Here is a 12,799-nt window from a genome sequence, read left to right on the forward strand (position 1 = left end):
TCGAGCCCCGGCGTCATCCGATCCGGCGCCGGGGCTCGAACGTGTCGCTTCGTGCGGCGGCTCAGCGGTAGACGTTCTCGAACACGCGCTCCCACTGGTCGACCACGCGCTGCACTCCGAAGCGCCCGCTCACGTATTCGCGAGCGGCGGCACCGTACTGCCGGCGCAGCTGCGGGTCTCGGATCAGCGAGAGAATGCCGTGCGCCAGGGCACTCACGTCGTTCGCGGGCACCACCACGCCGGTCTTCCCGTCGCGGACGACCTCTTCCACACCGGGGCTGCACGCGTAGGCCACGCTCGGCACGCCGAGCAGCGCGGCCTCGCCGAGCGCCAGCCCGAAACCCTCGTGTCTCGAACTGTTCAGCGAGATACTGGCGTTCGAGAGCACCTCGGCCGGCCGATCGGTGGGTCCCATGAGATGCACGCTGCCGTCGAGCCCGGCGTCGACGATCTCCTGCCGCAGTTCGTCCTCGAGCGGACCGCTGCCGTACAGATGGAGCTGCCACTCGGGGGCTTCGCGGTGCACGAGCGCCCAGGCCTTCACCATGTGGTCCACCTGTTTGATGGAGTCGTAGCGGCTGAGCGACACCGCGATGGGGGCTTCGAGGGCCGCCGTGCTCGCTTGTCCCGGCAGCGTCACCGGGTTGTCGACCGATATCGAGTTGTTGAGGCCGTAGCGCGTGAAGAGCTCGGCGTCCTCGGGAGTCAGGCACGAGAAGAGATCGTCGTTGCGGTAGGCGTCGAGCGCCCGTCTCCGGTCACCGTCAGCCGTCGCCAGGGAGAACGAGCTGTGGTACTGCCCGATCGTTCTCGGGCGGTCCCGGAACTCCAGGTCGCCGAAGGCGGGGGCGAAGCTCTCCCTGGCGAAGATCTGGGTGAAGATCATCAGATCGTCGTGTCCGTAACCGCGAAGGATCTTCCTCGCGCTGCTCCTGACACCGTGCTGGAAACGGCTCTCAGCCCGGTTGAACCGGCTCCTTCCGAAGAATGAGCCATAATCGTCAGGGTGCGGCCGAGCCCCGGGCGAGAGCGTCCAGGTGCGGATGGCATCCGAGTAGTAGCCGGCGCGCTCGTCATCGGGGGCCGGCACGACGCCGCCGATCTCGACCGAGTATCCGCGCTCGAGCAGTTCCGCCGAGATCGTCGCGCACCAGCGAGAGACGCCCCCGAGATCATCGAGTCGATTCTGAACGAAGATGATGCGCGACGGTTTCCTCATGAGTTCCCTCCACTCAGCAAGAACTGCACCGCGCGTTCCGAGGCGCGCCCGTCCTCTTGCCCGCAGAACTTCCGCCGGAAATCGAGGAGCTCGGCGGAAGCGGTGTCGGCGCTCAGCCCGGCCCGCACCGCGTCGAACATCTCCTCGTCCGTCAGAGTGAAGGCACCGGGGGCGTTCGCCGAGAGATCGAAGTACGCGCCGCGGCTCTGAGTCGTGAACTCCTCGTAATCGGGTGCGAAGATCACGATGGGCCTGCCCAGCAGCGCGAAGTCGAACATCACCGAGGAGTAGTCCGTGACGAGCACGTCGGAGATGGCATACAGCTCCGCAACGTCACCGTAGTCGGAGACGTCGATGCAGCGGCCCTTGAAGCGTTCGGGGATCGAGAACCGGTTGAGGTAGTGGGAGCGGATGAGCAGGGTGACATCGTCGCCGAACCGTTCGTCCCATTTCTCGATGTCGAAGTGCAGCTCCTCATCGCGCTTGCCCCGCGTTCCATCGCGGAACGTGGGGGCGTAGAGCACGACCTTGCGATCCGCCCCGATGTCGAGCTTCGCCCGCAGCTCGCGCTTGCGCTGCGCGAGCTGCAGCAGCACGTCGTTGCGCGGGTACCCGCCCCGGATGAGCGGACCGTGGTAGTCGAAGGCGGGAAGGAAGACCTCTTCGAAGTAGTCGCTCGGCGAGACGAGCCCGTCCCAGGCGGCCACCGCCTCACTCACCCGCTTCTGCTCCTGCTTGGACATGGTAAGCACCAGGTCGAAGCCGATCTTCTTATACGGAATGCCGTGCCAGGTCTGCAGATACCGCTGCTCGTCGCGCTTCACGAAGTAATTGGGCAGCGACTGGTTGTCTACGATGTACTTCGCCCGGGCGAGCATCCAGAGGTATCGGATCGACCCTCGCTGGACGCGCGGCGCTGAGCCGAGCTCCGCATCGAGCCGCGGGTTGCCGTTGACCGCCCAGACCGCGTTGATCTCGGGGTTGCTGCGCCTCAGCTGCTCGAACACCGCGCGGGGGTTGTCGAAGACCGAAGACCCCATGTTCGCCTCGAACAGCGCCAGGTCGTCCTTGATCGGGAACCGTCGCATGAGCGGGTAGACGGTATCCCGGTTGAGCGAGGAGTACGGGTTGCGCAGGTCGTCCAGGCGAGCGGCCATCCACTTCCGGCCGGGCAGGTACTTGACGGCTCCCTTCACCGTGCGCCGCACGAAATCGCCCCACGGCGAGATATCCACCTTGAGGAGTGCCATGTCGCGGAACCCGGCCTGGAACGACCAGCGGTCTCGCAGCAGCCGTCCCATGAGCGTGCGGTCGACGATGGCCTGCAGCTCGCCCTCGAGACTGGGCGCCATGCGCAGCGGGGCGGAGTTCGTCGAACCGCCCGCGAGCCTCGTATCGACGTAGAACTCGCGGTCGGCCCGCTCCCTCAATGAATTGCGCCGCGGCAGCGGCAGTTCGACGCTCCAGGTGACCTGGTCGCCCGCTGCGACGAGCGGCACGTAATCGGAGAAGGTGGTCCCCTCGCCGGGCTTCCGCAGGCCGATCCTCAACGCGCTTCCCGGTAGTTTCAATTTGCCGAGCGGATCCGACGCGATCCCGCGCAGGGTGAGCTTGTCGTTCTCGACGTCGACCTCGGTGAGCACGTACGCGTACGAGATCTGGGTGTGCGCCTGCTCGACGTAGTGGGTCTGGCTGAAATCGCTCAGCGCGGCCGCCATCGGCGATCCGACGGGACGCTGGCCCGAGGGACCCGGCCGCCAGAACGCACCGCCCTCGGCCGCGACCACCTCGCCGCCGACGGAACCGTGCCGCCCGACGAGCATGCAGCGTTTGACGGCCTCGATATCCCCCGTGAACAGGGCCGCGTAGAGCGCCCGCTCACCGAGGTTCAGCTTCTCGACCGTCTCGAGGTTGATCTTCTCGACGTACGGCAGCACCGCCTGGACGATCGCGGCCGCGCGCTCGTCATCGTACTTCGGGATGTCGTTCAGGTAGAGGCGCAGATGGTGCTTCAGGATCTTGAGCTCCATCTCCTCGCGCAGTTCGTCGGATACGGCCTCGTATTCCGACTGCGCGATATCGATCGCGAACATGCGGTCTCGGAGATTCTTCTCGTCATCCCTCTGGTTGGTGATCGACTCCCGGGTCTCGGAGGGATACACGTTCCAGAAGTAGATGTACTCGGGGATGACGCTGATCCCCCGAGCGCTGCAGAGGGCCTTTGCGGAGAAGGCGATGTCCTCGTAGTGCATATCCTCGGGGAACCGCAGACCCGTGCGATCGAAGAACTCGCGCCTGTACAGCTTGTTGGTCGCGGTCGTGTCGTGGATGAGCTCCGGGAAATCGGCGATGCTCCGCAGCAGGCGACGCTCGGTGTACAGCCAGCCGTACCACGGCTCGCGGATCCCCGACCCGTCGAGATACCTCCGCTGCATGAGCCCCGTGACGAGTTCGCTCCCGTCGCGCTCGGCGGCGAGCATCATGTTCTTGCAGGCGTGGCGCTCGAGCTGATCGTCCGAGTCGAGGAACATGAGGTAGCGGCCGCGGGCCTCGCGGATGCCCCGGTTACGCGGCCCTCCGCATCCTCCTGAGTTCACTTCGAGGCGGTGGTAGGAGATTCGGCTGTCCTCGGCGCACAGAGCGGCCGCAACGGCGGGGGTATCGTCCGTGGAGTGATCGTCGCAGATGAGGATCTCGACGTTCTCGAGCGTCTGGATGCGCACCGACTCGACCGCCGACGGCAGGTGCTCGGCATCGTTGTAGCAGATGATGACCACGGACACATCGGGAACCCGGTCATCGCCCAGCTCGGGGAGCACGACGGAGCTGTACGGGTTCGCCAACGTCTGCACCTCAGACTCGGCTGCTTCGCTCATACGATGCAAATTCTCCTTCGCGTACCCCTGCTGAGCACCGAGAGTTGTTGGTGCTATCAGAACAGGGTACCCGCTCCAGATTCGAAAAAGCCCTAGCCGCGGGGCTCGTCCGCAGCCGAGGTTCCGCTCTCGGACCGGGAGTCGGCCGCGGCCTCCTGCTCGGGAGGCGCCGGCGGCTCCTCCTGCTTCTCCTGAGGCGGATCCGCGGCAGCGTCGCCCTGCTCGGGATCACCGGACGCATCTGACTGCTCCTGCTCGCTGTCACCCGCGGGCTGCTCGGGATCGGAGGTCCCCTCCTGCTCCGGGTCGGTCGTCCGGCTGTCGGGATCCTCGGCCCCCGTCGTATCATCGGCGACCGGCCCATCCGGCAGACCTCGCCAGGCCACCCTCACGCCCTTCGCACTCCAGGTGATCGTGCCCTTCTCGAACCGCTGCTGCCAGGTACCGTTCGAGAGCTTGCGCTCCGCGGAGACGGGGAAGCCGAGAACCTTCGTTCCCCCCTGACGGTTGAACTCGGCGCGGATGCCACCCGCCACCGGCACGACACGGGTGCCGCGAGCGTACACGGTCGCCTTCGTGAACTCCTGAGCTCTGCCCACACCCTCGGTCCACGCATTGCCGCGCGGGAAGCCCGCACCCGCAATGGATCCTGAGACGTAGGCGTCGCGAATGGCTCCGGTCACCGCACCGCCCCCTCCTTGGGGAGACCACAGCACGAGCGCGCGCTCGTATTCCTGGCGCCATTCCCCCGTGGGCATACGGCGCTCGGGTTTCATCGGGAATCCGACCGCGCGCACACCGCCCGCAGCCCCCAGAGCGTTCCGGATACCGCCCGAGGTGAGCACGAACGGTGTAGCGGGCGACTTGTAGAGCGTGCCCTTCGTGAACTCCTGCTTGACCCCGGCGCCGACCGCAGATTGAGCACCCGAGGGGAAGCCCAGGACCGACGACCCCTTGGCGTTGTAGTGCTTGAGGATCTGGCCGGTGAGCAGGGCGGATCCCCCCTGCGGAGACCACGCGACCACTCCGTTGCGGAAGCTCTGACGCCACAGACCGTCGGCCTGCTTCCGCTGCGCTCCCAGCGGGTATCCCTGCTTCGCCGCGCCGCCGAACGACGCGAGGCCATTGCGGATGCCGCCGGAGACCACCGTGCCCCCGGCGCCGCTGCGCCAGTAGATATCGCCCTTGTCGAACGGCTGCCACCACGCGCCGGCGATATAGCGCTCCGGTTCACGGGCGAACCCCAGAGTCGAGGGTCCCCGCTGCGCACGGTAGTAGGTGTGGATACCGCCGGTCACCTGCACACCTCCGGCTCCGCTCGCCCAGGTCATGCTGCCGCGTTCGAAACGCTGGATCCAGCCTCGGGACATCGCGGTCATATTCCCCGTCGGGTATCCGAGCCGCGTGACGCCCTGTTGGGCGCGGTAGGCGCTCTCGATCCCGCCGCTCAGGATCTTGCCGCCGTAGCGGGAGTGCCAGAAGACGGTTCCCCGCTGGAAGGCCTGGTTCCAGCCCGACCCCTCACTCTTCTGCAGCGAGCGGGGGAACCCGAGCGATCCGCCGGGCCCGCCCGTGCCGAGATAGGTGGTGCGGATCCCGCCGCTGACGAAGGAGGCCCCCGTCGCCGAGTGCCAGTACATCGTCGCCCGCTCGAACTCCTGCCGGATACCCCCTGCGACCTCCTGAGCGTTGGCCTTGGGCGCCCCGATGACGGCGCTGTTCGCGGAGTACAGCTTCTGCAGGCGAGCGTCCACGGCCAGCGCGGGCGACCCGAACCACTGCTTGTAGAAGTTGTAGAAGTTGCGGTTGCCGTAGCTCGAGCAGCTGTCCCCCGTGCCCCAACCCGCGTTGAGCGCCGCCTGGTTCGGGCGGTACGGCGTATAGATGTAGAGCGCTGCGGTCGCCCAGTTCTCGATGTAGACCCGCGACGTGCCGCAGCCGGCGTTCGGATGCCACTGGATCGTGTTGCTCTGGAACGGCTTGTAGCCGTAGCTGTTCGGGAACGCCCGGTAGACCTTGAACTGCCACGCCGCACGATACACCTGCTGGAAGAAGCCGGTCTGGCTCGGGTCGCAGTTCGCCGAGTTGTTCGGCCCCGAGTCCGGGCACGCGTACCCCATCGCGACGTCGAACTGCCGCACGGTCGGCCACGTATCGGTGACGAGGCTCTGCTCCTTCTCGAGCATCACGAGCAGCACCTTCGGGTTGATGCCGCACGCCCTGCCGACCTTGGCGATGATCGTCGCGCCTGATTCCCTGGTGCCTCCCGCGACCGCCTTGCAGTACGAATTCGCAGCACGGGCCTGGTAGCTGAACGAGCTGTTCTTGAGGCAGAACCCGGCGACCTTGGTACTGCCCCATGGACGGTAGGCCTCGCGGCCCGGGTCGCCGATGGTGCAGCGGGGCACCCGCTTGTTCAAGAACGTCTGGATCTGCGCGGCCGTCATGCCGTTGCCGTCGTAGAAGTTGGCGTCCGAGATGATGTGCCCCGGGTTGAAGCCGGTCGACGGGTTGCTCGCCTGAGCCGCCGTCGGCGCCACGAGCGGTGAGAACACCATCGCGAGCGCTGCGATCAGCGCGGTCACGAGCAGCGCCGGCCGTATGGAGAGGAGCCGCCGACGCATCCCGTCGTCGTTCGTCTCGTTCAGTCCAGCCGACACAGCAGTTCCCCTCGTCGAAGTCTCCAGCAATTCTAGAGGTCCGCCGCAGGAACCCGCGGGCGGAAGTTCTCGCGACTCCTTCGTCGGCAGGATGACGGCAGCCGTGAGAGGACACCTCGGGGTCATTTCCGAGACACCGAACGGTCTCCGTCGCGGTGGTACCATCGGCTGATGCCCGAGACAGCAGCTGCGCCTATTTCGCGCATGCCGTCGTCTTCGCCGAAGCCCTCGCCCCCGCAGCCTCGCTACCGTCACGACATCGACGGGCTGCGCGCGGTCGCCGTGCTGCTGGTGGTGATCTACCACGTGTGGCTGGGCAGGGTGTCGGGCGGCGTCGACGCGTTCCTGATGATCTCCGCGTTCTTCCTCACGGGCTCCTTCGTGCGGCGTCTCGAGGTGGGCGCACCCCTCGCGATCGCCGGGCAGTGGATCCGCACGTTCAAGCGGCTGCTGCCCGCCGCGGTCGTGGTGATCACCGCCACCGTCATCGCCGGCACCTTCGTGCTCCCCGCCTCCTCGCACCCCGCGCTGTGGCACCACGCCTGGGCGTCCCTCTTCTACGCCGAGAACTGGGCGCTCGCGGTCGAATCGGTCGACTACTACGCCGACACCGCACTCGCGGGGCCGCTGCAGCATTTCTGGTCGCTCTCGGTGCAGGGACAGGTCTTCCTGCTCTGGCCGCTGCTCTTCGCGATCATCGCGTTCGTGCGCTGGGCTTTCCGGCTGCGGAGCGTACGCGCGGTCGCCCTCGTCCTCTTCGCGCTGCTCTTCGCCGCCTCCCTCGCCTACTCGGTCATCACCACCCGGGACCACCAGCAGTTCGCCTACTTCGACACGGGCGCGAGGCTCTGGGAGTTCGCCGCCGGGTCCCTGCTCGCGGTCGTGCTCCCCTGGATCAGCCTGCCGCGCCGACTCAGCGCGGTCATCGGCTGGATCGGTCTCGCGGCCCTGCTCGCCTGCGGCATGGTGCTCGACGTGCAGGGCGGCTTCCCCGGCTACCTCGCGCTGTGGCCGGTGCTCTCGGTCGCGGCCATTATTCTCGCGGGCACCCCGGAGGATCGCGGTTACGGACCCGCGGTGATCCTCGAGACCCGCCCCGTGCTCATGCTCGGCCGAGATGCCTATGCGCTGTATCTCGTGCACTGGCCGATCCTCGTGCTCACGCTCGTGAGTCGTCGAGGCGAGCCGCTCGGGTTCGTCGAGGGCCTGATCCTGATCCTCGCCTCCATCGTTCTCGCGCGCCTGCTCACGTGGGCGGTCGATGCCCCGCTCCGTCGGAGCCGCTGGGCGAACAGCAGCAACCCCAGGGGCCTTCTGGTCATCGTGGTGTCGATCGCGCTCGTCGCGGGCCCGCTCACGGCGATCCAGTACTCGTCGGCGAAGCAGGCCGACGAGATCATCGCCGAGTCGGAATCAGGATCGGCTGCGGACGACGAGCGAGAGCAGCCGAACCCCGGCGCCGCCGTGCTGCTTCCGGGGTGGGAGGGCGAGGTCGATCCTAATGCTCCCCGCCGCCCGCTGCCGCAAGAACTGGGCCGCCAGTGGGGAGGTCTGCCAGACGACTGCTCGAACGGCGAACTGCTGCCGCTGCCGCAGAGCGTCGAACTGTGCCGGCAGACGGAACCCGTCGATCGCCCCGCCCGCACCATCGTCGTCATCGGAAACTCTCACGCCCAGCAGTGGCTCGACCCGCTCGCGATCGCGGCCGAGCAGAGCGATTGGCACGCCGTCTCGTTCCTCTACGCGGCGTGCGCCTTCGGGCTGCGCGACACACAGGAGAGCGACGACGTCTTCCACAGCGCCGAGTGCCGGCAGTGGAACGAGGACGTGCTCGATCTCATCGAGGAGATCGATCCCGACGCCGTGCTCACGATCGGCGCCGCCACGGAACCCACCGACGCCGATCAACCGCAGGATGCGGGCGAGCGGGAGCACGTGCTCGACGGCGCCGACGAGTCCATCGAGCGGCTGCGGACGATGGGCGTCCCGGTCGTGCTCATCCGCGACAACCCCCGGTTCACGTTCGACAGCTACCTGTGCGTCGAGCAGGCCGAGGATGCCGAGGAATGCGAGGTGCAGCGCTCGCAGGCCCTGGCCGAGCGCAACCCGGCCGAGCAGCTCGCGGGTCCCGACGTGTTCACGCTCGACATGACCGACCTCATCTGCCCGGAAGACACCTGCCCGGCGGTGATCGGCAACGTCAACGTGTACATGGACGACAACCACCTGAGCAGCCTCTACGCCGAGACCATGGCCCCTGAACTGCAGGAGCGCCTGCAGCAGATCCTCGCGCAGATACCGCCTTCGCGCGCCCAGTCGCCGGGGCTCACGACGCGCTGATCGGCCGTCCCCGCTACTCCGCGGCGCGATCCCCCGGCAGCCCGCGCCCCACGAGTCCGCGAAACAGCACGCGCTTCAGCCGCGCGGGCATCAGGCGATACGCGCCCTTCATCACAACGTTGCGCAGGTACTGGCCGCGCGTCACGAAGCCCATGCGCAGCATCTCTCGCTGCAGTCGCCACTCCGTGCGCGCTTCGGCCCACCCGCCGCGGCGCGCGAACGCCCCCGAGCCGACGCGGTAGGCGAGCAGCGGATCCGCGATGTTCTCCACGCGGGCGCCGCTGTCGATGAGCCGGATCCCCAACCAGTAGTCCTCCATCTTGCCGAAGGGACGGTAGCGGCCGACGCGGTCGAGCGCCTCGACGCGGTACATCATCGTCGGGTGGTTGAACGGGTTGTGGGTGCGCGCGTGGTCGCGGATGCGCTGCGAGCCGACGGGCGGCACCCGGGTCGCGACGGGCTGCTCGGGATCGCTCTCGAACTCGACCATGCCCGTCCCCACGAGGTCGAAGCCCCGCTGCAGCATCGCCCACTGGCGCTCGAAGCGGCCGGGCAGGGAGACGTCGTCGGCGTCCATGCGGGCCACGACGGGATGCGAGCACGCGTCGAGACCGGCGTTGAGGGCCTCGGTGAGGCCCCGGTTCTCGGGGAGGCGCACGATGCGGGTCGGGATCGCGCTGTGCGCCTCGATCCGCGAGAGCTCGTCGGCCAGCGGCTCGGGCACCGGCCCGTCTTGCACGATCACGGCCTCGGCCGGCCGCAGGCTCTGACGATCCACCGATGACTCGAAGGCGAGCCGCAGGAACCCGGGATCGTCCCCCGCGTACACCGGCAGCAGCAGCGAGAAGTCGGCCTGCGGAGCGTTCTGCGCCATACGCTCGCCTAGCGGCCCGGCTTCGAGAGGCGCTCGACCTCGATCATCACGTCGACCGGCACCCCGGTGTCGCGCAGCACCTCGCGGGTCGAGCGCGGTGCGCGCAACCAGCCGTCGCGCCAGCCCCGCCTCAGGCAGTCGCGCAGCTGAGCGCGGTCGGACGAGGCGCGGAAGGTGCGCAGCCAGCGGCGGGCAGTCGCCCCGATGTAGAGCAGTTTCTCCCAGCCGTGGAGCGCCTTCGACAGGCGGAACACCCACAGCTTGTTGCGCACCTCGTAGTAGAACCGAGGGCCGGGATCGGCATCGCTCGACCCCCGCTTCGCGGTCTTGTGCGTGACGACCGAACCGGGCACGTACAGCCCCCGGGCGCCGCGCAGCAGGCGGGCCGAATACTCGAAGTCGTCGTTCCACAGGAAGTAATCGGCGATGGGCAGCCCCTGCTCGCGCACCCGTGGCGCCCGGAGGAACGCCGAGACGAACGAGATCGACCGGATCTCCATGCAGCCGATCTCGGCGGCCCGAGCGCGCTCATCGGCGGAGGCCCGGATCTTCGCCTTCGGCGTGTTCATCGGGTGATCCTCGCCGTCGGTCCAGACGACGCGGGATCCCATCACCGCCAGGTCGTCCTGCCCGGTCTCGCAGTACCGCGCGTGAGCCGCGAGCGCACCCGCGAGCGCGTCGGGGCCGGGCACGGTGTCATCGTCCATCACCCATACCCAGTCGACATCGTCCTCGGCGACCGCGGCCGCGATGCCGGTCGCGAACCCGCCGGCCCCGCCGGTGTTCTCGATGAGCGGGATCAGCCGCGCCCGCGCGCCCCACGGCTCGAGCAGCTCGGCCGCGACCTCGCGGGATCCATCGTCCGATGCGTTGTCGACCACCACGAGCCGGTCGACGGGACGGCTCTGCGCCGCGAGAGCCTCGAGCGATTCCCGCAGCAGCTCGCGTCGGTTGTAGGCGACCAGCACGGCCGTCACGTGCATGCGCACTCTCCTTCAGGATTCGAACCCGCCCAGTCTAACCGCTCGCCGGCGCAGACCCCTGAGCGCGCGAGGTTGTTCCGGGGTCGTCATCCTGCGAGTGTTCTCGTCATCCTGCGGGCGCCGGCCGTCACTCGCCCCACAGCTCGCGGTAGAACTCCGCTGCGCGCGACTTCACGAGGGCGCGATACTCCTGCGCATCGAGATCGAGGATCGTGCCAGGCGGTACGTCTTCCGGCCCCGCAAGCGCGGACACCCCCACACCGGCCCGGTGATCCTCGAGCTCGATGCCCGCCAGCTCGATCAGCGTCGGATACATGCTGAACTGGTCGATGTCGTCGCGCGCGATCTCGACGCCCTCGGGGGTCCGGATCCGGTTGAAGATGGTGCGATCCTCGCGATCCTTCAGCTCCTCCCAGAAGCTGCCGCCCTCGGCGATCATCTTCAGGTGGTCGCCCATCAGCACGACCGTGGTGTCCTCGAGCACTCCCGTCTCGTCGAGGTAGTCGACGAACCCGGCGACCTGCTGCATCGAGCAGGAGGTGATCGAGGTCATCGCCACCTCGGTGTCCCAGTCGCAGTACTCGTAGACGCGCGGCCCCTCGTGCGTGTCGAGCGTCAGCATGGTCAGGTTGAAGGGCTGCTCCTGCTCGTGCAGTCGCGTCACCTCCTCACGCGCGCGCTCGAACAGCCGGCGGTCCGAGAGCCCCCAGTCGTCGCGCACCTCGGTCTCGCCGAGTTCGCGCCACTCCCGCAGGTCGTGCACCTCGTCGTAGCCGTGCGTCTCGAGAAAGCTGCCCTTGCCCGCGAAGCTCGCATCGGCGCCGCCCATGAAGACGTTGCGATATCCCTCGCGCGCGAGCACGTCGCCCAAGCAGGTCGCGCCCGGCAGGTAGCTCTCAGGGGTGGCCCCGTCGGCGCCGATGCTGTTGAGCGTGGTCGCGTCCGCGAGCGAGCCTGCGGTGCGCAGCGGGATCCCGCACTGCGTGCTCACGATGCCGGACATGGTCCAGCCTCCGCCGTCGTACTGCCGGAAGCTCGGGATCGAATCCCAGCCCGCGGTGGCCTGCTGCACCGGCTCGAGCATGTTCTTCTCGAAGGTGCGGTCGTCGGAGAAGGAGGTCTCGACGGACTCGAGGTAGATGATCACGAGATTGTGTCGCTCCGACGCTCCGCTCGGATCCGAGCGCATGCCCGGACCGCCCTGGGTGTTCGCGGCCATCCCGTACCGCGGAACGACGTAGTAGTCGGCGAGGGTCGCCTCCCCCGAGGCCTCGCGCGCGTACGACTGCAGGTACGCCCCCGCCCCGATGGTGGAGCCGAAGGCCACGGCGCCGCCGACTGGCACGACCACGGCCAGCACAGCGGCGATCCCCCGCAGCAGCACCCGTCTGCGGCGGGGGCGCAGCACCCCGCCGCGCCGCAGCTCGCGCCGCGATTTCTCGCACAGCAGTGCGAGTACGAGCACGATGCCGGCCGGGATGAGCAGGATCGATACGACGGCGCCGCGCACGAGCCCGTCCCCGCCGGCGCCCTCGCCGCCGGGGATGTTCATGAGCAGCTGGTCGACCGAGATCGGCCCGAACGTGCGCAGCACCCACAGCGCCGCGCCGATCAGGATCGCCCCGACCAGTACGAGCAGCCAGAAGCCGACGATGGCGACGCCCCAGAGGAGACGCGAACGACGACTCGGGGCTGCCGGAGTCGCGGCGCTCAGCGGTTCTCCCTGCGCGGGCGGCGCCGTCGACGGAACGGCATCGCGGTCTTCACTCGTCACAGTGGCACGAGTTTACCGACCGTTCATCCGAGGCGGCTGGCTGTCTCGGATGAACGGGAGCCCGCCCGGGGCA

The 12,799-nt window shown here is 68.1% G+C and carries 7 protein-coding genes; 1 reads left to right on the top strand and 6 read right to left on the bottom strand.

Translation table 11 applies throughout. The features are described 5' to 3' along the window. Positions 1-61: 61 nt before the first annotated feature. The 3 genes from AC0KXF_RS10660 to AC0KXF_RS10670 all read right to left on the bottom strand — a co-directional run bounded on the left by AC0KXF_RS10660 (position 62) and on the right by AC0KXF_RS10670 (position 6,755). Entirely contained in the window at positions 62-1,219 is a 1,158-nt protein-coding gene (locus AC0KXF_RS10660) for a glycosyltransferase (protein WP_473109162.1), read from the bottom strand. Next, complete coding sequence (locus tag AC0KXF_RS10665) at positions 1,216-4,095, bottom strand: bifunctional glycosyltransferase/CDP-glycerol:glycerophosphate glycerophosphotransferase (protein WP_473109163.1); 2,880 nt, start codon at positions 4,093-4,095, stop codon at positions 1,216-1,218. The genes AC0KXF_RS10660 and AC0KXF_RS10665 overlap by 4 nt, the downstream gene beginning before the upstream one ends. Before the next feature lie 92 nt (positions 4,096-4,187). Continuing rightward, positions 4,188-6,755, bottom strand: coding sequence for a hypothetical protein (locus AC0KXF_RS10670; protein ID WP_473109164.1), 2,568 nt, complete (start codon positions 6,753-6,755; stop codon positions 4,188-4,190). Positions 6,756-6,926: 171 nt separating this feature from the next. Here AC0KXF_RS10670 and AC0KXF_RS10675 point away from each other — a divergent pair, with 171 nt between their 5' ends. Further along, positions 6,927-9,095, top strand: coding sequence for an acyltransferase family protein (locus tag AC0KXF_RS10675; RefSeq protein WP_473109165.1), 2,169 nt, complete (start codon positions 6,927-6,929; stop codon positions 9,093-9,095). 13 nt (positions 9,096-9,108) lie between these two features. Here AC0KXF_RS10675 and AC0KXF_RS10680 read toward each other — a convergent pair whose 3' ends face one another. The 3 genes from AC0KXF_RS10680 to AC0KXF_RS10690 form a co-directional block, all read right to left on the bottom strand. Further along, positions 9,109-9,969 carry a glycosyltransferase gene (locus AC0KXF_RS10680; protein WP_473109166.1) on the bottom strand — a complete coding sequence of 287 codons (861 nt, stop codon included), beginning with the start codon at positions 9,967-9,969 and terminating at the stop codon, positions 9,109-9,111. 8 nt (positions 9,970-9,977) lie between these two features. Beyond that, complete coding sequence (locus AC0KXF_RS10685) at positions 9,978-10,952, bottom strand: glycosyltransferase (protein ID WP_473109167.1); 975 nt, start codon at positions 10,950-10,952, stop codon at positions 9,978-9,980. A 127-nt stretch (positions 10,953-11,079) separates the two neighbouring features. Further along, complete coding sequence (locus AC0KXF_RS10690) at positions 11,080-12,726, bottom strand: LTA synthase family protein (RefSeq protein WP_473109168.1); 1,647 nt, start codon at positions 12,724-12,726, stop codon at positions 11,080-11,082. Positions 12,727-12,799 lie beyond the last annotated feature (73 nt).

Source organism: Leucobacter holotrichiae, assembly GCF_055791005.1.

What these genes read in the sequence shown, in the direction of transcription:
- AC0KXF_RS10660 (WP_473109162.1), bottom strand. Translation starts at nt 1,219, where the DNA reads ATGAGGAAACCGTCGCGCATCATCTTCGTTCAGAATCGACTCGATGAT.
- AC0KXF_RS10665 (WP_473109163.1), bottom strand. Translation starts at nt 4,095, where the DNA reads ATGAGCGAAGCAGCCGAGTCTGAGGTGCAGACGTTGGCGAACCCGTAC.
- AC0KXF_RS10675 (WP_473109165.1), top strand. Translation starts at nt 6,927, where the DNA reads ATGCCCGAGACAGCAGCTGCGCCTATTTCGCGCATGCCGTCGTCTTCG.
- AC0KXF_RS10680 (WP_473109166.1), bottom strand. Translation starts at nt 9,969, where the DNA reads ATGGCGCAGAACGCTCCGCAGGCCGACTTCTCGCTGCTGCTGCCGGTG.
- AC0KXF_RS10685 (WP_473109167.1), bottom strand. Translation starts at nt 10,952, where the DNA reads ATGCACGTGACGGCCGTGCTGGTCGCCTACAACCGACGCGAGCTGCTG.